Source organism: Aestuariivirga sp., assembly GCF_044238155.1.
In the GTDB taxonomy this organism is placed as follows: Bacteria; Pseudomonadota; Alphaproteobacteria; order Rhizobiales; family Aestuariivirgaceae; genus Aestuariivirga.
In genome coordinates this window covers 1-21,378 of sequence record NZ_JBIIDX010000041.1, presented here as the reverse complement: position 1 = coordinate 21,378, position 21,378 = coordinate 1, and the positions used below count along the sequence as shown (strand labels likewise).

Here is a 21,378-nt window from a genome sequence, read left to right as displayed (position 1 = left end):
TGGCCGTTCTTGTGCCTGCGCACGATGCGCGCATCGCGCTCACGCGCAAAGGCCAGGGGCCGCAGCGGGGGCTCGCGCGTGGCGGAGGTGAACAGGTCGCGCGCGGCGCTCTCGTCCTCCCGCGTCATCGCCGCTGCCAGGGCGGCAAGGCCATCCTCATAGCCCGAGGCCTTGGCAAGCTTCCGCTGGGGCCATCCTGCGGATTGTCCCTTTTGCCGCTTTTCAACATAGGAAGACACCGCCGTTCGGGCATCACGCGCCAGGCCCTGGGCCACAGCTTCGATCAGTCCTGCCCTTGCGGCCTCTGCAAGGCTTCGCACCTCATAGGTCGAAATCAGCTTGCGCTGTTCCGTCTTGTCCCGGGTTGCCACCGCCTGGTCGGCCGCTGCCTTGTTGGCGGGCGCCATCACCGACCAGAAGACCTCCTCCGCCGTGCGGCGCACATGCTCCATCACCGCCGCCTTGCGCCGCGTCGGCCGCATCTCGAACACCGCCGTGAGGTACTGGCCCGCCATGCTCACCCCAAGCGAAGGATCGCTCCCGCGATGACCCGGCCGATTGCCCCATCCGGTGATCGAAGGGTGCGCCCGGTCTCGCCCGGTGAGGACACACCGTCCGCGTGCAAAAATCAAGTATGAATATATGAATATTCGAAATCGTTTTTATGTAATATCGTTTTCAATCGTCTCGTCGCAGAGCTGTCGCGTGGTCTGCTGCTCCGTGCGCAACGCGTTGGCAATGAAACGCAACGATTTGGCAACCGGCGGCAACGTTTTTGACAACCGCCGGCACGCTTTTGCATCACCAATTGGCGGGTGGCGGCTCTGGCGTCGAGTTGGCCGCGCCCAGCACCTGCTGGTCGAAGTCGATGATCGAGCCGGTCATCAGGCCGGATTCCTCGCTCGACAGATAGGCCACCGCGCGGGCCACCTCGGCGGGCTTCAGCAACCGGCCAAATGGCCGTCCGGCCTCGGCTTTTTTCAGCCAGTCGGGGTCGGCGGCGTGATAGGTCTTCATGATCCGGTCTTCGCCCGGCGTGTCCATCCAGCCGATGTTGAGGCCATTGACGCGGATGCGGTAGGCCATCACCGAGAAGGCCACGTTGCGGGTGAGCGTGGCGAGCGCGCCCTTCGAGCCGCAATAGGCCGAGATGAAGTCCTGCCCGCCATGCCCGGACATCGACAGGATGTTGACTATCGTACCGGAAATCTTGGACTTTTTCATCAGATGCAACGCATCCTGCATGAGGAAGAAGGGGGCGCGCACATTGGTGTTGAACATCAGGTCATAGAGCTCCGGGCTGGTGTCCCAGATGGTGCCGCGGTCGGTGATCGCCGCCGCATTGACCAGCGCGTCGATCCGGCCAAAGCTGGAGTCGCAGGCCGCCACGATCTTGCGCGCCTCCGCCAAATTGGCCAGATCTGCTTGAACGAAAACGGTTTTTACCTTCTTTGCCTCGAGTGCCGCCTTGACCCTGGCGCCGCGCTCGGCGTTGCGGCCGGTGATCACCAGATTGGCCACGCCGCGGTCGGCGAAGAGATGGGCGATGGTTTCGCCCAGCCCCTGGGTGGAGCCGGTGATGATGGCGGTCTTGCCATCCATCGAAAGGTTCTTCAGCGAGTCGATGTTCATGGCGGTCAGCTCACTTTCACCGGCTTGCCAGTTTTCCAGGATTCTGTAGCAGCATCAGCGAGTTGCTGGGCCCTGAGGCCATCGGTTCCATTGGGCGAAATGGGGGCGCCGTTGCTCACCGAGTCGATGAAGGCCAGCACTTCATTGGCATAGGCCTGGCCGTAGCGCTCGGTAAAGAAGTGCAGGATCGGGTCCTCGCGGAAACCCTCGGCGGTGGCCAGTTCGACGGTGGTGTTGTGCACATTGCCCGCCCGCAGCATGCCCTTGGAGCCGTGCACCTCGATGCGCTGGTCGTAACCATATGTTGCGCGACGGGAATTCGTGATGACGCAGATCTTGCCGGAGGCCGTCTGCATCTGCACGGCGGCGGTGTCCACGTCTCCGGCCTCGCCGATCGCCTTGTCGACCAGGGAGGCGCCCAGCGCGGTCACCGTCACGAACTCTTCGCCCACAAGAAAGCGAGCCAGATCAAGGTCATGGATCATCATGTCGCGGAACAGGCCGCCCGAGATCTTGACATAGTCCATGGGCGGCGGGCCGGGGTCGCGGCTGATGATGGTGGCCATTTCGATGGTGCCGACCGCGCCCTCACGGAGGCGTTTCTGCAGGGCGGCGAAATTGGGGTCGAAGCGGCGGTTGAAGCCGATCATCAGCTTGGTCTTGTTCTGCTCGACGGTCTTGAGGCATTCCTCGATCCTGGCCACCGACAGGCTCACCGGCTTCTCGCACAGCACGGCCTTCCCGGCATTCGAACCGGCCTCGATTTGCTCGGCGTGGAAAGGGGTTGGCGTCGCGATGAGAATGGCGTCAACGTCCTTGGCCTTGATGATGTCTTCAACGCTGGCAACCTTGGCGCCAACCTCTGCCGCCAGGTCGGCCGCTGCCTTGGGCATGGCATCCGCCAGATAGGCGACTGTCGCCTTGCCCGAAGCGGCAATCGTCCGGGCATGCACCTTGCCGATGCGGCCTGCGCCCAAAACTCCAAATCTTATCATGACTTATCTCCGTCAGGTCATTGGTCGAAGGCTCGTGGCATCCTACGATAAAACAAGCCTCCTGGTGAGTCCGATCTTGCCCGGTCAGCCATCCAGGGTGAATTTGGAACAAACGTTCTGATTTGACTTCACTTTGGAATTGATGTTTCGTATTGTCAAGGGATCAGTGCTGGTTTCGGAGAGCATCATGGCAGCAGCCTCGGATTTGGCTGGGCGGTTGGACGTCATCACCATCGGGCGCTGCTCGGTGGACCTCTATGGCCAGCAAATCGGCTCCCGTCTGGAGGATGTTACCTCCTTTGCCAAGTCGGTGGGAGGTTGCCCGGCCAATATCGCCATCGGCACGGCGCGGCTCGGGCTGCGCTCGGCGCTCATTACGCGGGTTGGCGATGAGCAAATGGGTCGCTTCGTGAAGGAGCAGATGGCTCGGGAGGGCGTGTCAGCAGAGGGCATCGTCACGGACCCCGTGCGGCTGACCGCGCTCGTGCTGCTATCTGTTGAGAATGACAAGACCTTTCCGCTCATCTTCTATCGTGACAACTGTGCCGACGGCGCGCTCTGCGAAGACGATATCGACGACGCCTTCGTGAAGTCGGCCGCTGCGGTTTTGGTGACCGGCACGCATTTCGCCACGCCCAACACGGATGCCGCCCAGCGCAAGGCCATGCGCATTGCTAGGGCCAATGGTGCCAGGGTCATCTTCGATATCGATTACCGCCCCAATCTGTGGGGCCTCGCGGGCCACGCCGCAGGCGAGGAGCGCTACATCAGGTCTGATCGTGTTTCCGAGCACTTGAAGACAATCCTTCCTGATTGCGATCTGATCGTCGGAACCGAAGAAGAGGTTCACATCGCCGCTGGCAGTGAGAACACGCTAGATGCCCTCCGGATCATCCGTTCTCTGTCCAATGCCGTGATCGTCCTGAAGCGCGGGCCAATGGGCTGCGTGGTTTATCCCGGTGCGATACCCGACGCGCTTGACAAGGGCATCGTCGGTAAGGGCTTTCCCATTGAAGTTTATAACGTTCTTGGTGCTGGCGACAGTTTCATGTCGGGTTTCCTGCGCGGCTGGCTGCGCGGCGAGGATCATGCCATCAGCGCCACCTGGGCCAATGCCTGCGGCGCCTTTGCCGTCTCGCGCCTGTTGTGTTCGCCTGAAATTCCGACCTGGGAGGAGCTTCAATACTTCCTCGCCCATGGCAGTCCACACAAGGCCTTGCGTAAGGATGAGGCGATCAACCATGTGCATTGGGCCACCACGCGGCGCGCACAGCCGGATCAGCTGCTGGCCTTTGCCATCGATCATCGCGTCCAGCTCGAACAGATGGCAGACAAGGCAGGTGCACCACGTTCACGCCTCAATGATTTCAAACGATTGGCCGTGACCGCGATTGGCCGCGTGGCCAGGGGCCGTCCCGGCTTCGGAACTTTGCTCGACGACGTCTATGGTCGCGAGGCGATGTTTGACGCTGGCAGGCTTGGCTTGTGGATCGGCCGTCCGCTGGAGCAGCCCGGCTCGCGTCCGCTTCGCTTCGAATTCACCCAGGATGTCGGATCGCGGTTGGTCGAGTGGCCTGTCACTCACACTGTCAAGTGCCTTGCCTTTTATCATCCCGATGATCCGCCATCGCTGAAGCAGGAGCAGGCCGCCACGGTGCGAACCCTCTATGAGGCCGCACGCCGGGTCGGCCGGGAATTGCTGATTGAAATCATTGCTGGGAAGAATGGTCCTCTGGTGGAAGACACCGTCGCGCGCGCCCTTGAGGAGTTGTATGTCCTTGGGATCAAGCCCGATTGGTGGAAGCTTGAACCGCAGGCTTCCGCCAAGGCTTGGGAGCAGATTGCCAGGGTCATCTCCGATAATGATCCATGGTGCCGTGGCATCGTGTTGCTGGGTCTTGACGCACCTGAAGAAGAACTGGCCAAGGGTTTTGCTGCCGCGGCAGGGCAGCCGGTCGTCAAGGGTTTTGCCGTTGGCCGCACGATATTCAGTCATGCCGCACTAGGCTGGCTGTCGGGCAAGATGAATGATGATCAGGCCATTGCCGACATGGCGGCGCGCTTCGATGCTCTGATCTTGCTCTGGAATCGGGCACGGCAAGTATCTGGCAATTGACTGGCAAGCTGGTGGACAGCGAGCACATGTCACGGTAGCGGACTGGAACGCCTGTAGCGAGAGGGAATTCCACTTATGTCCAAACTCAAGATACACCCCACCGCGACTCGTGGCCGTATCGTGCATGTCACCCCGGCCAGCGCAGGCTGGAAACACGTCGGCTTCGACCTATGGGCCTTGAAGGCGGGTGACGAGGCCGTCGGCGGCGAAACTGGTCGCGAATCTTGCCTCGTGTTTATTGCCGGCAAAGGCCATGTGTTTGTCGAAGAAAAGGATTTCGGTGTGCTGGGCGGCCGCAACTCGCCTTTCGAGGGCAAGCCCTGGTCGGTGTATGCGCCGGGGGGAGCCCGGTGGCGGGTGGTGGCCGAGAACGATCTCACCCTGGCAGTCTGCACGGCGCCTGGCGAGGGCAGGCTTGAGGCTCGCGTGATCAAGCCGGATGGTCTGCACCAGGAGACCCGCGGCAAGAGCACCAATACCCGCCACGTGACGAACATCATTCCGGAATGGGAGCCTGCTGAGGGCCTGCTTGTCGTAGAGGTAATTACCCCCGGTGGCTGCACATCGTCCTATCCGCCGCACAAGCACGATACGGACAATCTCCCGCACGAATCGTTTCTTGAAGAGACCTACTACCATCGCATCAACCCGCCTCAGGGCTTTGCCTTCCAGAGAGTGTATACCGACGACCGTTCACTCGACGAGACAATGGCGGTTGAAGACGGCGATGTGACACTGGTGCCAAAAGGCTATCATCCCTGTGCCACGACGCATGGCTATGATCTTTATTATCTCAACGTGATGGCGGGACCGCGGCGGACCTGGAAGTTCCACAATGCCGAGGAACACGCATGGTTGCTCAAGGCATAGAGAGCAGGAGCGCGCGATGAAGATTGTCTATGGTGACGGGCATCGTGGCCACGCGGGTGCCGAGGAACTCATGTACAACCGCATGGTGCCAATGTTCGAAAAGCCCGAGCGTATGGACCAGATCCTCCGGCAGCTTGGCCGGACGGGATTGACCGAGATTCATGTACCAACGGTGCACGACCTCGCTGCCGTGCATCGCGTTCATGACCGGCGCTATGTCCGCTTTCTTGAAACCGTTTACCCCCGATGGGTTGCGGAGACTGGTATCGAAGGCTTCGCGACAGCCTATGTCTTTGGAATGCGGGGCATGAGGCAGACCCCGGGCGACAGCGTTCAGGCCATGCTCAGTTGCTACACCTTTGATGTTTGCGTGCCATTCGTCGCTGGTACCTGGACAGCGATCAAGGAAGCGGTCGATGTTACCCTCACGGCGCAGGCCTTGGTGGCGGCTGGTGCTCATTCCGCCTTTGCACTGTGTCGGCCGCCTGGTCACCACGCCTCGCAGGATCTTGCTGGAGGCTATTGCTACATCAACAATGCCGCTGTCGCTGCCCAGGCGTTCCGAGACCACGGAGCAGCCCGCGTGGCAATCCTTGATGTTGATTACCACCACGGCAATGGAACCCAGCGTATCTTCTATGAGCGTCCCGACGTCCTCTATGTGTCCATCCATGGTCGGCCGGAGGAGGAATACCCCTTCCTTATGGGCTTTGCAGACGAAACTGGCGCTGGGGCTGGCGAGGGCTTCAATGTCAACCTGCCGCTACCGAAGGGCATCGGCTGGGGGCCCTATGGGGAGGCGCTCGCCCTGGGGGTGGCGCGCATCAATGCCTATCGACCGGATGTGCTGTTGGTCTCTCTGGGGGCCGATGCCTACAAGGACGACCCAGTCAGCGCTTTCCGCCTTGAAAGCTCCGACTTTGGGCGTATCGGAAAGGCCATTGCAGGTCTCAGAATGCCGACCTTGTTTGTCATGGAAGGTGGATATGCAGTCGAGGCATTGGGTATCAATATCGCGAATGCGCTGACTGGCTTTCTGGAAGCATGATCACACACAGTGGCCTTGGACATTTAATTTCCTTTCATACTGGGAAAAAAAGTTGCATATCTATTGCATGGTCCGGGGCAAGTGCCCTAAGTTGGACATGAAAATCTGTGTCTTCTGAAGAGGATGTGAGGCCGCAAATGTGTGGAATCGCTGGAATTCTTTACAAGGGCAATGCCGGTGCGGACGCCAAGGTCGGTCGTGCGCTGATCGATATGCTGGATGGTTGCCAGCACCGCGGCCCGGATTCTACGGGCTTTTCGCTGTATCGTGATCCCGTTCCCGGACATTTGCGGCTACGCTTCATTGTTGGTGACGGCGAAAACGCCAAACAGGCCATCGCCCGCGTCAAGACCAAACTTTCTGAGTTTCAGGCGCGGATTGTCGAGGAGGAGCACAGGGGTTCTTCCTTCGCTGTGCTCGTTAAGTTCGATGGCGATCTGCAGAAATTTGCATTCGAGATGGAGCATGCCGCCAAGCTTTCATCGATTGGTGAAAGCCTTGACATCATTAAGGACTTGGGCGGCGCTCATGATGTCGACAACGTGTACAAGATCGAGAATTTCAAGGGCACACATGGTATCGGCCATGTACGGCTGGCCACGGAATCCGATGTGGCTCCCGAGGCCACCCATCCATTCTGGGCCACCGGCTTTGCCGACATTTCGATCGTCCACAATGGCCAGATCACAAATTACTACAAGATGCGCCGCCGGCTGGAAAAGCAGGGGTATTTCTTCAATACTGACAATGACTCGGAACTGATTGCCGTCTATCTGGCCGACAAGCTGAAGCATGGTTTCACACTGAAGGACGCGCTCAAGACCTCGATCGAGGATCTTGACGGTACCTTTTCATTCCTGGTCTCGACCAAGGATGAGATCGGCTATGCCAAGGACAAGCTCGCGGCCAAGCCAATGGTGAAATACGAGGATGACAACATCATCGCCATTGCTTCGGAAGAGGTCTCGCTCAACCGACTCTTCCCAGGCCGCGCCCTCAATACATCCGAACCAGCACCCGGAACCTATGACACATGGCAAAGATCGACCTCAGCGTAACCCCCGTTCGCGAAGCCAATGAGCTTTTGCGCAAATATGGTGCGGAGGGCGTTGATGTCGAGGTGCTGAACCCCGACGCGCGCCATCACATCGGCGTTGGGCTCACTCACCCCATCAACGTACATGTCCGCGGTTCAGCTGGCTATTTTTGTGGCGGTCTAACGGATGGCCCGCGCTTCTTCGTCGACAACAATGTCGGCTGGGGTGCAGGCGACAATATGCTCAATGGCTCGATCGTGGTAAATGGCAATGCTTCGGCCATTCCAGGTGTGGCAATCCGTGGTGCTGAAATCGTCGTCAAAGGCAACATCGGTTCGCGTGCGGGTCAGGTTATGAAAGCCGGAACGCTGCTAGCCTGCGGCAATGCCAACTTCATGGCAGGCTACATGATGTATGGTGGTCGGCTGATCATCCTTGGAAACTCCGGGGAGAAGGTTGGCCAGGACATGACCGGAGGCAATATCTATGTAGCTGGCAAGGTCGGAGAAATGGGCACCGATGCCACGTTCACTGACCTGCCGGCCACCGAACGGGATGAGATCCTTGCCTTTCTGGACAAGTATCAGATCTCCTTCACTGGTACCTTCCAGAAGATCGTGAACGCTGGCAAGAAACTGCGCTATCCGCGCACCGAACCGCGGCGACGCGCCATTCCGTTCTTTGAAAGCTTCGCCGACAACGCCTACTGGAACGCTAAGGTTCAGGAGGACATCCACGTCAAGTCGCAGATCGGCCGTTACCGTATTCGTGGTTACGGCGCGGCCAGGCCATTGCCACATATCTCCGACATTGCCTTCAAGAAGGACATTCTGCCGGCCATCGGCACCGATCCGGATGTGCTTGCAAAGGTAAGCATGGAAACCGAGATCGGTGGCCGTTCGGGTGCCAACCCGTTGAAACTGTCCATGCCGGTGATGATCGCGCCGATGTCCTATGGCGCGCTGTCAAAGTCGGCTAAGCTTGCCCTTGCCATCGCCTCTCGTTTGTCGGGGATATCCGAGAACACTGGCGAAGGCGGCATGTCCAAGGAACAGCGCAAAGAGGCCGGACAGCTGATCTATCAGTGCTTGGCCGGGCGGCTAGGCTGGAACATTCATGACATGCAACAGGCCAATGGCCTTGAGATCTACATCAGCCAGGGTGCGAAGCCAGGGCTGGGCGGCCAGCTGATGGCGAAGAAGGTGACCCCTGAGATTGCTCGAATCCGTGGAATTCCGGCAGGCATCGACCTGCGGTCGCCGTCGCGCCACCCTGACGTGCTGGGCGCCGACGATCTGGTGATCAAGGTCGAGGAATTCCGCGAGGCTACAGGCTACCGCATTCCGGTGTCGGTGAAGCTGGGTGCAGGTCGTGTGCGCGACGACATCAAGATTGCCTGGAAGGACGGTTTTGATTTCGTGGAACTTGACGGAATGCAAGGTTCCACGGGTGCGGCTGGTAACGAGGTTCTCGAATTCGTCGGCATTCCCACCCTGTCCGCTATCCAGGAGGCGCGGGATGCGCTTACCGAAGTGGGCGGGCTCGACATGCCCATCGTGCTGATGGGCGGAATCAAGGACGGTATTGACGCAGTCAAGGCTCTTGCACTTGGTGCTCACGCGGTTGCGCTTGGTACGTCTGCCATCATAGCCGGCGGCTGCATCGCCTGCCTGCAATGCCATGTTGGAACCTGTGTCACTGGAATCGCCACCCAGGACCCCGAGCACGAGAAACGTTACAATGTCCCTGTCGAGGCGCAGAACATTCACCGTTTCCTCGAGTCAGTGCGCTGGCAGATCGCTGCCATCACCCATGCGCTGGGATACAGCGATCCACATCAGGTGAGTCGCGACGACCTCGTAGCTCTGACACCTGAAGCGGCCGCGATCACCCGGCTTCCCTATCATCCCGAATTCCGCGAGCGGGCGCAGGATCTGCGCAAGGCCTCCTGATTTCGACGGAACCACACAGGACGAGACGATGAGCACGAATGTCATTACTGTATACGACATTAACCGGGTGCGTCCTCCCAAAGCGCCCGCGCGCGATGACACCCAGGACCCTCACTTCGTTCCTGCTCCTTGTCAGGTCGCCTGTCCCGTCGGTACGGATGCGCCATCCTACATAGGATATATTTGGGAAGAGAAATTCGCTGAGGCTTTCGAGGCGATCACCGCGACCAATCCATTCTCCTCGATCTGTGGCCGCGTGTGTGACGCGCCCTGCGAGCCTGCCTGCCGCCGTACTGAAAGTGATGGGCCGCTCGCCATCCGGAATCTCAAGCGCTATGTCATGGACAAGCTTGGCAAGGATCACCACCTGCCGCCCGTGCAGGTCACGCGTAAGGAGACAGTTGGCATCGTCGGTGCCGGGCCTGCCGGCCTTACTGCGGCTCACGATCTGGCCGAGGCCGGCTTCGAAGTCCATGTCTATGAGATGATGGACAAGCCAGGTGGCATGATGGTCTGGGGCATTCCCGGCTTCCGGTTGCCGCCTGGCATCATCGAAGAGGACATGCAGCGACTGTTCAACCATTGCCCGGGCATCAAGCTGCATTGTGGCGTAACGCTGGGCAAGGATGTGACGCTCGACGCACTAAAGCAGAAGCACGCGGCCGTGCTGCTCACCATTGGATCTTGGTGGGGAAAGCCTATGGGAATCAAGGGTGAAAACAACCCTCATGTCGTGGATGGCGTGGGCTTCCTGCGCCGGATCAACGCGGGTGAACGCCCAACGCTTCCGGCGAAGATTGTCGTAGTCGGCGGTGGTGACGTTGCCATGGATGCCTGCCGGGCGGCGCTGCGTATGCCGGGTGTCAAGGAGGTCAAGGTCGTCTATCGCCGCGGCCCGAAGGAGATTCCCGCACGAAAAGAGGAATTACACCAGGCGATCGCCGAGAACATCGAGGTGATCTACAACACCCAACCGGTCGAAGTGTTGGGTGTGGGCGGCAAACTGGCGCTGCGCTGCGTAGAAACCAGACTGGGCGCTCCCGGCCCTGACGGCCGCCGAAAGCCCGAGACGATACCCGGCTCCGAACGAGACATTGACTGCGGCATGGTGATTATGGCGGTGGGTCAGAAGGCCGAATCTGCCGAACTTGACACCAGGGGTCTGATGGCTGGTGACCGCGTCCGGACCGACTGGGACTCGATGCGCACTGACGATCCCAAGGTGTTTGCGGCCGGGGATGGAGCCTTCGGTGGGTCCACGATCGTGGTGGCCATGATGCATGGTCATCGCGCCGCGCATTACGTCAAATCCCATCTCGACGGGATCTCTGATCCGTTGCCTTACCGTACGCCCTATCGCACGAGGCGTGTTCCGGCTGCCCAGGACATCAACTGGGAAATCTTTCCGCGCCGTGACCAGAAGTTTAACGGACTAGGCGACAGCCCCTCTGCCTTTCCGGAAATCGAGACCACCTATGACGACAAGACTGCAAAGGAAGAGGCGGCACGCTGTTATCGTTGTGATGCCGAAACCGGATCGTCTGACTACTCGGTGAAGACACGTGAGGATATTTTTGTGATGGCCCGCACGCCGACAACTGACATGCGGACACAGAGTGCTATCCTTCAGAAACGACTCCAGCCCAAGGCTAACCCATTCCCTGAAAACCATCATGCATCCTTTGATGATCTGGTTCTTCTCCCCGCCAATCTTTCTCGTCTGGTGATCGACCCTTATCGAGACTCTTGCAATACCGCTACCGACATTGCCGGAAAAATTCGCCTCGAAATTCCCGTGATCGCTGCCGGTCTCGACGCTTTGCCTGAGGCCGCGCGCCCAGCGTTGGGCGCTGCGCTCGCTTCGGTTGGCTCAGCTTACCTTGGCCGCAAGTCGCTACCGGGCAGCAAGGCGCCTTGGCTGCAACTCATTGTAGCCGGGGAAGACAAGCCGGATAGCAGTGCGGCAGCGCATGTCTATGTCCAGACAATGGGGTTCAAGCCCTTCTCGGTTGAACGTCAGGCAGGAAGGATCCTTGGGCTAGTAGTCGACGCGGTCAGTCTTGAGACGGCCATTCCCTTTGCGCTTGAGAATGCTTTCGACATGATTTTGCTCGACGGGTCCTCGGGGGTTGCTGGGCAATGGCCGGAGCTCAAGTCCTATCCTGATTTCGCCGTGCTCCGCGATGCCATGCGCATCGTGCGTCGGATGAACCGTGAGGAAGACATCGACTTCGTCTATTTCGGTGGCGTGCGTTCAGGTACGGACGTCGCCAAGCTGATCGGACTCGGCGCCAAGGCCGGCGCCATTGGCATGACGATGGCCATGGCACTGGGTGGTGAATTGGGCCCCGGCGGTATCTCGTTCTATGGCGACCGTTCGCAGGAGGAGCGCAGCGACGCTGCAGCGTCGATCATCAACGCAATGTCCGCGGAAGCTTCGATCATGGCGCGCTGCACCGGCAAGACGGATGTGCGCAATATCGAGCCAGAAGATCTCCGTGCCATAACACTGGCAAGCTCGAAGGCCTTTGGTGTACCTCTGGCTGGCGCGAAGCGAGGCAGCGTGATCGAAGCGGCCGAATAGGTACGCTGGCGCCCGCGTCAAGCTGAAAGCCCACCGCAGGCAGGGAGAGGCGTGAGCAATGAAGGATGACCTGTTTTCTATGGGCCTGCAAAAGCGGCGGGAGACCCTTGGCCAGGACTATGTTGATCGTAACCTGAAGGCCGCTGACGACTTCACGCGGCCATTCCAGGAAGCGATGACGGCTTGGTGCTGGGGCTTCGGCTGGGGGGACGGCGCCATCGACGCCAAGACCCGTTCAATGATGAATCTGGCGATGCTCGGTGCACTGGGCAAGATGCATGAATGGGAAACTCATTGCAACGGTGCCATCAACAATGGTGTTTCGGTTGAGGAGCTCCGTGCCATCATTCACGTCGTGGGAATCTATTGCGGTGTGCCGCAAGGGCTCGAATGTTTCCGGGTCGCGCGCAAGGTATTAGTTGAACGGGGCTTGCTGCCGGATGGCGCCACATCCCGCAGTTGAACTCGGCGTAACAACCGGGCGTCTATCTGTCTGGAATACGTCCGCGCGACGGCGGATGAGCTTTCGAAATCTTCATCTCATTCACCGGCGGGGCCTGAGCCTGCGTGCGCCAGTCATATGGCCGCTCGAAGATGATCCTGACTCATCTCTGCAGGAAGCAACCGGACTGGCGGATCTTCTTGCTGAGCCGTGCTTCTGCGCGCTGGTGGTGGTACAGGATGGGCGTATCAGGCTTGAGCGTTATGCTGCCGACTTTGGCCCTGCTAATTTTCACAGCATTCAGTCGATCACCAAGACTATTGCTCATATTGTCATCGGAAAACTTGTGGCGGAGCGTACTTTGGATGTGACGCGAGCCATTGGGGATTATGTGCAGGAGGCAGGGCCCGCCTATACTGGCGTTAGCGTGCAGCAAGCTCTCGACATGGATGTATCGAGCAATTTCTCTGAGGATTATTCAGCGCCCTATGCTCCGGCTCCACCCCCCGGTGCAGCGGTTGGATATGCGCGTCAAGAGATTGCCATGGGATGGCGGTTGCCGCCACCGGGCGAAGCAGAATTTGGCGTACGGGACTTTGCTGCCGCACTCGTGCCAGCGCCAAGGAAAGTGGCGAGCCCGGAGACACTCTATGCCTCCCCAAATACCGACATGCTCGGCTGGGTTATTGAACGAGTGACCGGCAAAGGTCTTGTCCACCATGTCAATACCATCGTGGAAGCGGCGGGGTTTGAATCGCCTTTTCATATCTCGCTTGATTGCAAAGGCGTTCCAGTGCTTAGCGGCGGTGGCGTGATGACCGCCCGTGACCTGGCTCGCTACGGCCTTCTGCTGGCGCAGAGCAGTGACTTTCTGGTGGATACTATGGGCGGTAAGGGTACTCGGTATGTTGGGGTGCCTGGATGGCGTTACCGTAACCACCTGCTAAGCGATGGACGCCGGGTGGGTCATCCCGGTTATGCCGGACAATTCCTGATGGTGGATCCTGAGCGGTGCGCCGCGGCAGCTTTTTTCAGCGTGCTTGAAACACCTGATGGTACCAGCGAGGGCTATTTTGCCAGAGTTATGGGGGTGCTTGGCGGGTTGCTGGACGGGATCGCTTGACAGGCGGCTGTTGCTCGACGAAATTCCGAAGTTGATGTCGGATTTGTGATAATACCGTTTTTCCATCCATCTGACTATTCGCGCTTGACCAGTCGTCAGGGTTCCTTGGGAGAGACGTGCATGAAATTCCAGCTTGCCATCAACCTTGAGCGCATGGACGACAGCCTCGACATGCGTGATGTTGCTCGCCATACAGTCGAGATGGTGCAGATGGCGGAAGAGGGCGGCTTCCACATCGTGTGGTCAGCGGAACACCACGCTCTTGAAATGACGATTGCGCCAGACCCGTTTCAAATCCTCACTTGGTGGGCGGCCCACACCTCAAAGATCAGGCTTGGCACCGCGGTTGCGGTGGCGCCCTACTGGCATCCGATCAAACTTGCCGGCGAAGCAGCGTTCACAGACCTCATTACCGGCGGACGGCTGGAGTTTGGCATCGGATCTGGGGCCTATCAGCGGGAGTTCGACCGCATGTTCCCCGGCCTAAAGCAAACGGATGGCTGGAAATATATGCAGGAGATGCTGCCGGCCGTGCTCGCCCTCTGGCAGGGCGACTATGAGCACAAGGGCGAGTACTGGAATTTCCCTCTCTCCACATCAGTTCCAAAGCCGTTGCAGAAGCCCCATCCACCGCTGTGGGTAGCTGCGCGTGCACCTGTCACCTATGACTTTGCTGTGAAGCATGGGCTCAACATCATGTCTTGGCCATTCACGCGGCCGATGGCGGAAGCTGAGCTCTACAAGTCACGCCTCGACGAGGCGTTGGCCAACAACCCCGGCAAGCCACGCCCCATCTTCGCCATGATGCGCCATACGGCCGTCTATGATCGTAAAGAGGATTGGATGGTGCCGGTGAGGGCCGCGCAGCGCCAGCTCGGCCAGTTCGAAAATCTCTACAAGAACCTTGGTGACGTGAAGAACGGCTTCCCCAAGGAAATAGATCTTGGGGCGCTTACCAATCGTGTGGAGTTTGACCCCAACATGCTTTCGACCAACCTGATGTTTGGTACGCCTGACGAGGTGATTGCGAAGCTCAGGCCTTATCAGGACCTAGGCGTCGACCAGTTTACATACTATGCAAGCCTTGGGCTTGGCCTGAAGGAGCAGAAGCGCTCACTCGAGTTATTCTGCAAAGAAGTGATCCCGGCGTTCAACTGAGGTTTGGAATGTCCAGTTTTGTCGAGGTCACGCGTAACGGCCCTATTCTCGAGGTCAAACTCAACAAACCCAAGGTCAATGCCATCGACCACGCCATGAGCCGGGAGATGGGCCAGGCCTTCGCGCTGCTGCGTGACGATCCGGACCTGCGGGTGGGTATTCTTACTGCCGAGGGCAATCGCATCTTTTCGGCAGGCTGGGACCTTAAGGCGTTGAACTCTGGCGATATCAAGCTCGACAACTGGTGGGAGGACGGCGACTATGGTGATGGCGGCTTTGCGGGGCTCACTGAAAACTGGACTCTCAACAAACCAGTGATCGCCGCTCTCAATGGCCTTGCAATTGGGGGCGGTTTTGAGATTGCGCTCTCCTGCGACCTCGTGATTGCTGCCGAGCACGTAGAATTTGCGCTGCCAGAAATGCCACTCGGCATTGTCCCTGACGCGGGCGCTCTGCAGCGCCTGCCGCGTCGTATTCCGCACAATATCGCAATGGAGATGCTGCTGCTCGGGCGTCGTATGAGCGCTGCCGAAGCGGCCCGTTACGGGCTGGTCAACAAAGTTGTGCCAGCCGAGAAACTCATGACTGCTGCGCGCCAGTGGGCAGATCAGCTCGCCAAGTCTGCGCCCTTGGCCATGCAGACTGTCAAGGAAGTACTGCGGGCTATAGAAACAAAGCCTCTGCGCGAAACCTTCGTCACCATGCGCACTGGCGACTTGCCGGTTTATCGTTCCATGCTGAAGTCAGAAGATGCGGCCGAGGGTGTAAAAGCCTTCGTCGAAAAGCGTGAACCGGTATTCAAAGGGAGATAGGCGATGGCGCGGCCTAACGTCTTGGAAGTCAAGAGGGTTGCAAGCATTGGCGGTGGCCCGATTGGCGCCGGCTGGGCAGCGCATTTCCTTGCGCGAGGCTATGATGTGACGGGCTATCTCCACGCGATGGGCGAAGAATCCATTTATCGCCGGATACTCGACACTGCGTGGGTTAGCCTCACCGCCTTGGGTCTCGCGCCTGGTGCCTCGCTGGCGCGGCTTACACTCACCGATGATTTGGACCGTGCTGTTGCTGATGCCGAATTCGTTCAAGAAAGTGCGCCAGAAAGACTGGAGCTGAAGCAGAAGCTTTATGAAAGGCTGGGTACCATCGTGCCTTCTGGCGTGATCATTGCATCCAGTACCTCTGGTCTAATGATGTCTGACATCCAGGTTCTGTGCCCCACGCCAGAACGCACGGTGATCGGTCATCCGTTCAATCCGCCCTATCTCTTGCCGCTTGTTGAGATCGTTGGTGGCAATAAGACTTCGCCTGACGCTGTAATGTGGGCGCGCGACTTTTATGCTCATGCTGGCAAGGCACCGCTGGTAATGAAAAAGGAGATACCCGGTTTTGTGGCAACACGTTTGCAGGAGGCTCTTTGGCGTGAGGCGCTGCACATGGTTGCCAACGGTGAGGCGACGCCAGAGGATATTGATGTAGCCTTGATGAATGGTCCTGCGCCGCGGCTTACGATTCAGGGTCAGTGCATGGCGTTTCATGTTGCTTGTGGCGAAGGTGGCATGGCCACCAATCTCGACCAGTTCGGCCCAGCACTGAAGTTGCCGTGGACCCGACTGGTTGCACCGGAGCTTACCAAGGAGTTGCGTGACCGGATGGTGGATGGCTGCAATGAGATGGCCCAAGGCCGGCATTTCGAGGATATGGCTGCTGAGCGTGACCGCGCCATCGTCGGCGTGCTGAAGGCTGTGCGCGCTGCACGATCAGGCGGATAGCTTGTTCAAAGTTAAGGTTTCTCCGCCATGCTGCGCATTGTTAAACGAAAGGCGCCATGGGGATCAGTGACGTCGTACCCGCTTCGATGGCTTTTTGCCTGTCGTCTGCAAGAAGGCATAGACTGTCCCGGGCCAGGACGGCTCAGCGTCCGTTTCAGGCCATGCCTGACGATATTCGCTTGGTTTCTTGCCGAACGCCTGCATGAAGCTTTGAGAGAAGTAGGACAAGGAGTTAAAGCCGCAGGCTGCGGAAACTTCGCGAATTGACATTCTTGTGGAGCTCAACAAGACGCGGGCATATTGCAGCCGGAGCAATTTTGAGTACTGCACGATGGTGCAGCCGATATCTCGTTTAAACAGGCGCTCCAGTTTGCGCTGTGAAACACCAATTTCGCGGCAAACCCGTGGAACTGGCGTGGGCTCCTCTATACGTGCTTCAAGCAACGTCATCGCGGCGCGAACGTCTTGATGCACATCATCATGTTTGCCGCCTGTGGCATAGCGTTGCATACCCTCTGGCGGACGTCGCGGGTGATGCATAACCTGGTTGGCGATTTCAGCGGCCAGTTGATCGCCATTTTGGCGGCCAACGATGTTGAGCATGATATCAAGGCCAGCCGTGCCGCCTGCGCAAGTCATGATTGGACCATCAATCGTGTAAAGCTGCTCGGTAACTGCAAGATGGGGAAAGGCCTCGGCGAGACCTGCCATCATGGACCAATGCGTGGTGACTTTGCCGTCTGAGAGCAGACCGGCCCGCGCAAAGGCATAAATGCCAAGCTCAATTGCCACCATGGTGACTTTGTTGCGCAAGTTTTTACGCAACCAGCGCGATAGGCGCGGGTCGTCAAGATGCTCTGCGCCCCAGCTGCCGCATACCATGATGATGTCGGGCGAGGGGAGGCCGTCCTGGTCAAAACTGCAGCAAGTTACACTCAGTCCATTGCTTGCCTGGATCTGGCCTTCCGCTGCAGCGCGAAAATCCCAATCATAAAGTTTGTGCGGCGCAAGATAATTGGCGATGCGCATCGGCTCCATCAGCATCGTCAGCGTCATCATGTTGAAGCGCGGAATGAGGATGAAGCTCACCCGCGTTGCGTGTCTGGAGGGGCTATCCGTCATGGGCAAGGCCAGTCGGCGAAAAAAAACTATTAGTGGCGATAAATTTATAACGCCTTTTGGCAATCCGGCAAATCATTTCGCCAAGATCAAGTAAAGCAGGGGAGGTCCGGGTGAATTTCGAGGTGATTGTGACCTGCGCCGTGACCGGTGCGGGCGATACGGTGGGCAAGCATCCGGGTGTTCCCGTAACGCCGGAACAGATCGCCCAGGCGGCAATCGATGCGGCCAAGGCCGGCGCCACCGCCGCCCACCTCCATGTGCGCGATCCGGCCACCGGCAAGGGCTCGCGCGATCCCGAATTGTTCAGGCGCGCCGTCGATATCGTCCGCTCCAGCGGCACCGACGTGGTGCTGAACCTCACCGCCGGCATGGGCGGCGACTGGATGATCAGCGAGGATGACCCGTGCAAGCCCGGCGCTGGCACCGACATGATCGGCCCCGAGGAGCGCCTGCGCCACGTGGAAATGCTCAGGCCCGAAATCTGCAGCCTCGATTGCGGCTCGATGAATTTCGGCGACGGCAACTACGTCTATATGTCCACCCCGCCCTATCTCCGCCGCATGGCGGCGCTGGTCAAGGAATGGGGCGTCAAGCCGGAGCTGGAGGTGTTTGACCTCGGCCACATCCGGCTGGCCCGCCAGCTGATCAAGGAGGGCCTCGTCGAAGAGCCGCCGATGTTCCAGATCTGCCTCGGCATTCCGTGGGGCGCCGACCAGTCGGTCGACAACATGAAGGCGATGAAGGACCAGCTTCCGGCCAACGCCAGCTGGGCCAGCTTCGGCATTTCGCGCATGCAGATGCCGATGGCCGCCGCGGCGGTGGCAATGGGCGGCAATGTGCGGGTGGGGCTTGAAGACAATCTCTATCTCGACCGCGGTATGCTGGCCAGCAACGCCCAGCTCGTTGAGCGCGTCATCGGCATCATCGAGCGCATGGGCGCGCGGGTGCTCACCCCCGCCGAGGCGCGAAAGAAGCTCGGGCTGAAGAAACAGGGATGACGCACGCCTCCTCCGGCACCGGTGTCAGTTTCGACCGCGTCACCAAGCGGTATGGAAAGCTGACCGCCGTCGAAGACGTTTCGCTTGATATCAAGGGCGGCGAATTCCTGACGCTCCTGGGCCCTTCGGGCTCTGGCAAGACCACCCTCCTCATGATGCTTGCCGGTTTTCAGGACATCACCGCCGGCGATATCCGGGTGGGCGGCCAGTCGATCGCCGCGACCCCGCCGGAAAAGCGCAATTTCGGCATGGTGTTCCAGGGCTATGCGCTGTTCCCGCATATGAGCGTGCGCGGCAACATCGCCTATCCGCTGGAAATTCGGCGCATGCCACAGGCGGCCATCGCGGCGCGCGTCAGCGAAATGCTCGATCTCGTGCAGCTTCAGGGCTTCGCCGACCGTTATCCGCAGCAGCTTTCAGGCGGCCAGCAGCAGCGCGTGGCGCTGGCCCGCGCGCTCAGCTTCGAGCCACGCGTGCTGTTGCTCGACGAGCCGCTGGGTGCGCTTGACCGCAAGCTGCGCGCCGATGTGCAGGACCAGCTGAAGGACATCCACAACCGGGTCGGCACCACCTTCGTCTACGTGACGCATGACCAGGAAGAAGCGCTCACCATGTCGGACCGCATCGCCATCATGAACCGCGGCCGGCTCGTTCAGGTGGGAAAACCGGCGGAACTCTATGAGCGTCCGCGCACCGCCTTCGCCGCGAGCTTCCTCGGCAAGAGCAATTTCCTCACCCGCAACGGCCGCACCTTTGCCCTCAGGCCGGAGAAAATCGACATCGCGCCGGCGGGCCATGGCGGCGGGCAGAACCGCCACGCCGGAACCATCCACGGCATCACCTATATGGGCGCCACGCTGAAGCTCAGCGTGGACGCGCCAGGCCTTGGCGCCATCGAGGTGCATGTGCCGGCCTGGCGCAACGCCGGACAGTTTTCCCAATCACAGGCCGTCGACATCTCCTGGAGCGATGACGCTCAGGTGGAGGTCGAGGCCGGTGACGACGAGAAGGCGGGCATGCCGCCCGCACGACAAAGCCGGGGATAGACCCCGATCAACCGCCGCGGCGGAAATGCCCCGGCACAAGGAGGAGACGACAATGCAAGACAAGACATTCCTGCGCGATCTCGCGCGTGATGGCGCCCTGGCCTTCAAGTCCGGCAAGCTTGACCGCCGCAGCTTCCTCGCCCTGTGCGGCATGGCCGGGGTGGCCACGCTCGCCGTATCAGCGGGCGACGCCGAGGCGGCGGCCAATGAGATCGTCATGTGGAACTGGGGCGGCGAGTCTGAGAAGTGCCATGGCGATGCCATCGGCAAGCCCTTCACCGCCGCGACCGGCCTGCCCCTGAAGTTCGACACGTCCGGGCCCCTGCAGGGCAAGATCAAGGAGATGGTCGACTCGGGCAAGGTCACCGCTGACGTCTGCGACGCCGACGGCTTTGACGCCATCGCGCTCGGCAACTCCGGCCACCTCGAGGCCATCGACTACAACATCGTCAACAAGGCGCAGGTCAAGGAAGGTGTGGCGTGGGAATTCGGCGTCGGCGTGATCTTCTACGGCTACGCCTTCATGTATGACACGCAGGCCTTCGGCGCCAATCCGCCCACCGGCTGGAAAGATTTCTATGACACCGCCAAATTCCCCGGCAAGCGCTCGCTCTATAAGTGGGCCAACGGCTCGATCGAGAGCGCGCTGGTCGCCGATGGCGTGCCGAAGGACAAGGTCTATCCGTGCGATGTGCCGCGCGCCATCGAGAAGATCAAGTCGATAAAGGCCGACAGCCTCTATTGGGGCTCGGGCTCGGAAGCCCATGACATGATCGTCAACGGCGAAGTGGTGCTCGGCATGGTCTGGCAGAACCGCGGCAAAGCCATCGAGGAGCGCACCAACGGCCGCTACAAGCTGGTGATGAACGAGGCGATCGCCATGCCTGGCGCCTATATCGTGCCGCGCGGCAACCCGGCGGGCCGTGACAACGTCATGAAATTCATCCAGCAAGCATTGCAAGTGGACTCGCAGCTCGCGATCCTCGATTGCCTCGGCATGACGCCGTCGAACCCGGAAGCCTTCAGCAAGATTCCGGAGGCGATGCAGCCCTATGCCGTGAACTCGGCCATGAACATCGACAAGGTGATCTTCAACGATCCGGTATGGTGGGCGGAAAAGGGCGGTGACGCCGTGAACGCCTTCCTCGACGCCATCGGCTAAACCGCTGCAACCGGGCGCGCGCCGGCGTCGCGGCCGGCGCGCGCCCTCTCACGGCTCAACGCATCATGACCGGCACAGCGGCTGTTCCCCGCTTCAATGTCTATTGGCTGCTCGTGGCGCCAGCGCTGCTGCTGGTGCTGGTGCTTTATGCTGCGCCGATCATCAACGTGCTGATGCTGAGCGTCACCGACCCCAAGCCGGGGTTTGGCAACTACTACAAGATCGTCGAGAGCGACACCGTCTCGCGGCTGATCTTCACCACCATCCGCCTGTGCCTGATCACCACCGTGGCCAGCGTCACACTGGGTTACATCGTCGCCTATG

Annotated in this window: 18 protein-coding genes and 1 pseudogene; 15 read left to right on the top strand and 4 right to left on the bottom strand. The window is 59.7% G+C overall.

Annotated elements, in window-relative coordinates:
- The 3 genes from ACILRN_RS06180 to iolG all read right to left on the bottom strand — a co-directional run.
- On the bottom strand, positions 1-515 hold a 515-nt coding region (locus tag ACILRN_RS06180), incomplete at its 3' end, for a hypothetical protein (RefSeq protein WP_395686536.1).
- 286 nt (positions 516-801) lie between these two features.
- On the bottom strand, positions 802-1,632 hold the full coding sequence (locus ACILRN_RS06175; RefSeq protein WP_395686535.1) for an SDR family oxidoreductase: 831 nt from the start codon (positions 1,630-1,632) through the stop codon (positions 802-804).
- A gap of 5 nt (positions 1,633-1,637) precedes the next feature.
- A complete protein-coding gene (gene iolG, locus ACILRN_RS06170) occupies positions 1,638-2,627 on the bottom strand; it encodes an inositol 2-dehydrogenase (protein WP_395686533.1) in 990 nt (329 codons plus the stop codon).
- 187 nt (positions 2,628-2,814) lie between these two features.
- Between iolG and iolC the strand changes: the two genes are divergently transcribed.
- The 11 genes from iolC to ACILRN_RS06115 all read left to right on the top strand — a co-directional run bounded on the left by iolC (position 2,815) and on the right by ACILRN_RS06115 (position 16,726).
- A complete protein-coding gene (gene iolC / locus ACILRN_RS06165; protein WP_395686531.1) occupies positions 2,815-4,743 on the top strand; it encodes a 5-dehydro-2-deoxygluconokinase in 1,929 nt (642 codons plus the stop codon).
- Between the two features lie 75 nt (positions 4,744-4,818).
- Positions 4,819-5,613, top strand: coding sequence for a 5-deoxy-glucuronate isomerase (gene iolB, locus ACILRN_RS06160; protein ID WP_395686530.1), 795 nt, complete (start codon positions 4,819-4,821; stop codon positions 5,611-5,613).
- Between the two features lie 16 nt (positions 5,614-5,629).
- Positions 5,630-6,661 (top strand): histone deacetylase family protein, encoded by a 1,032-nt coding sequence (locus ACILRN_RS06155; RefSeq protein ID WP_395686528.1) that lies wholly within the window; start codon positions 5,630-5,632, stop codon positions 6,659-6,661.
- Between the two features lie 137 nt (positions 6,662-6,798).
- Positions 6,799-7,719: a class II glutamine amidotransferase gene (locus tag ACILRN_RS06150; protein WP_395686527.1), complete on the top strand. Its 921-nt coding sequence runs from the start codon at positions 6,799-6,801 to the stop codon at positions 7,717-7,719.
- Positions 7,695-9,650 (top strand): glutamate synthase-related protein, encoded by a 1,956-nt coding sequence (locus ACILRN_RS06145; RefSeq protein ID WP_395686526.1) that lies wholly within the window; start codon positions 7,695-7,697, stop codon positions 9,648-9,650. The genes ACILRN_RS06150 and ACILRN_RS06145 overlap by 25 nt, the downstream gene beginning before the upstream one ends.
- 28 nt (positions 9,651-9,678) lie before the next feature.
- A complete protein-coding gene (locus ACILRN_RS06140) occupies positions 9,679-12,234 on the top strand; it encodes an FAD-dependent oxidoreductase (protein ID WP_395686524.1) in 2,556 nt (851 codons plus the stop codon).
- A 58-nt stretch (positions 12,235-12,292) separates the two neighbouring features.
- A complete protein-coding gene (locus tag ACILRN_RS06135) occupies positions 12,293-12,697 on the top strand; it encodes a carboxymuconolactone decarboxylase family protein (RefSeq protein WP_395686522.1) in 405 nt (134 codons plus the stop codon).
- Positions 12,698-12,752: 55 nt separating this feature from the next.
- Entirely contained in the window at positions 12,753-13,799 is a 1,047-nt protein-coding gene (locus ACILRN_RS06130; protein WP_395686520.1) for a serine hydrolase domain-containing protein, read from the top strand.
- Positions 13,800-13,919: 120 nt separating this feature from the next.
- Positions 13,920-14,957, top strand: a complete 1,038-nt coding sequence (locus tag ACILRN_RS06125; RefSeq protein WP_395686519.1) for an LLM class flavin-dependent oxidoreductase — start codon at positions 13,920-13,922, stop codon at positions 14,955-14,957.
- A gap of 8 nt (positions 14,958-14,965) precedes the next feature.
- Positions 14,966-15,769 (top strand): carnitinyl-CoA dehydratase, encoded by an 804-nt coding sequence (locus tag ACILRN_RS06120; RefSeq protein WP_395686517.1) that lies wholly within the window; start codon positions 14,966-14,968, stop codon positions 15,767-15,769.
- Between the two features lie 3 nt (positions 15,770-15,772).
- Positions 15,773-16,726, top strand: coding sequence for a 3-hydroxyacyl-CoA dehydrogenase NAD-binding domain-containing protein (locus tag ACILRN_RS06115; protein WP_395686515.1), 954 nt, complete (start codon positions 15,773-15,775; stop codon positions 16,724-16,726).
- A gap of 63 nt (positions 16,727-16,789) precedes the next feature.
- On the opposite strand, the gene ACILRN_RS06110 is transcribed toward ACILRN_RS06115, so the two are convergent.
- Positions 16,790-17,815, bottom strand: coding sequence for a GlxA family transcriptional regulator (locus tag ACILRN_RS06110; RefSeq protein ID WP_395686513.1), 1,026 nt, complete (start codon positions 17,813-17,815; stop codon positions 16,790-16,792).
- A gap of 143 nt (positions 17,816-17,958) precedes the next feature.
- On the opposite strand from ACILRN_RS06110, the gene ACILRN_RS06105 reads away from it, so the two are divergent.
- From ACILRN_RS06105 to ACILRN_RS06090, 4 genes and pseudogenes are all read left to right on the top strand, one after another.
- A complete protein-coding gene (locus tag ACILRN_RS06105; RefSeq protein WP_395686512.1) occupies positions 17,959-18,846 on the top strand; it encodes a 3-keto-5-aminohexanoate cleavage protein in 888 nt (295 codons plus the stop codon).
- Positions 18,843-19,892 (top strand): ABC transporter ATP-binding protein, encoded by a 1,050-nt coding sequence (locus tag ACILRN_RS06100; RefSeq protein WP_395686510.1) that lies wholly within the window; start codon positions 18,843-18,845, stop codon positions 19,890-19,892. The genes ACILRN_RS06105 and ACILRN_RS06100 overlap by 4 nt, the downstream gene beginning before the upstream one ends.
- 52 nt (positions 19,893-19,944) lie before the next feature.
- On the top strand, positions 19,945-21,054 hold the full coding sequence (locus tag ACILRN_RS06095; RefSeq protein WP_395686508.1) for an extracellular solute-binding protein: 1,110 nt from the start codon (positions 19,945-19,947) through the stop codon (positions 21,052-21,054).
- A 65-nt stretch (positions 21,055-21,119) separates the two neighbouring features.
- Positions 21,120-21,378 (top strand): annotated as a pseudogene (locus ACILRN_RS06090) (hypothetical protein); the annotation flags it as partial.

Bases quoted from the DNA above. Each gene is read 5' to 3' on its own strand.
- ACILRN_RS06175 (WP_395686535.1), bottom strand. From the start codon at position 1,632: ATGAACATCGACTCGCTGAAGAACCTTTCGATGGATGGCAAGACCGCC.
- iolG (WP_395686533.1), bottom strand. From the start codon at position 2,627: ATGATAAGATTTGGAGTTTTGGGCGCAGGCCGCATCGGCAAGGTGCAT.
- iolC (WP_395686531.1), top strand. From the start codon at position 2,815: ATGGCAGCAGCCTCGGATTTGGCTGGGCGGTTGGACGTCATCACCATC.
- iolB (WP_395686530.1), top strand. From the start codon at position 4,819: ATGTCCAAACTCAAGATACACCCCACCGCGACTCGTGGCCGTATCGTG.
- ACILRN_RS06155 (WP_395686528.1), top strand. From the start codon at position 5,630: ATGAAGATTGTCTATGGTGACGGGCATCGTGGCCACGCGGGTGCCGAG.
- ACILRN_RS06150 (WP_395686527.1), top strand. From the start codon at position 6,799: ATGTGTGGAATCGCTGGAATTCTTTACAAGGGCAATGCCGGTGCGGAC.
- ACILRN_RS06145 (WP_395686526.1), top strand. From the start codon at position 7,695: ATGGCAAAGATCGACCTCAGCGTAACCCCCGTTCGCGAAGCCAATGAG.
- ACILRN_RS06140 (WP_395686524.1), top strand. From the start codon at position 9,679: ATGAGCACGAATGTCATTACTGTATACGACATTAACCGGGTGCGTCCT.
- ACILRN_RS06135 (WP_395686522.1), top strand. From the start codon at position 12,293: ATGAAGGATGACCTGTTTTCTATGGGCCTGCAAAAGCGGCGGGAGACC.
- ACILRN_RS06130 (WP_395686520.1), top strand. From the start codon at position 12,753: ATGAGCTTTCGAAATCTTCATCTCATTCACCGGCGGGGCCTGAGCCTG.
- ACILRN_RS06125 (WP_395686519.1), top strand. From the start codon at position 13,920: ATGAAATTCCAGCTTGCCATCAACCTTGAGCGCATGGACGACAGCCTC.
- ACILRN_RS06120 (WP_395686517.1), top strand. From the start codon at position 14,966: ATGTCCAGTTTTGTCGAGGTCACGCGTAACGGCCCTATTCTCGAGGTC.
- ACILRN_RS06115 (WP_395686515.1), top strand. From the start codon at position 15,773: ATGGCGCGGCCTAACGTCTTGGAAGTCAAGAGGGTTGCAAGCATTGGC.
- ACILRN_RS06100 (WP_395686510.1), top strand. From the start codon at position 18,843: ATGACGCACGCCTCCTCCGGCACCGGTGTCAGTTTCGACCGCGTCACC.
- ACILRN_RS06095 (WP_395686508.1), top strand. From the start codon at position 19,945: ATGCAAGACAAGACATTCCTGCGCGATCTCGCGCGTGATGGCGCCCTG.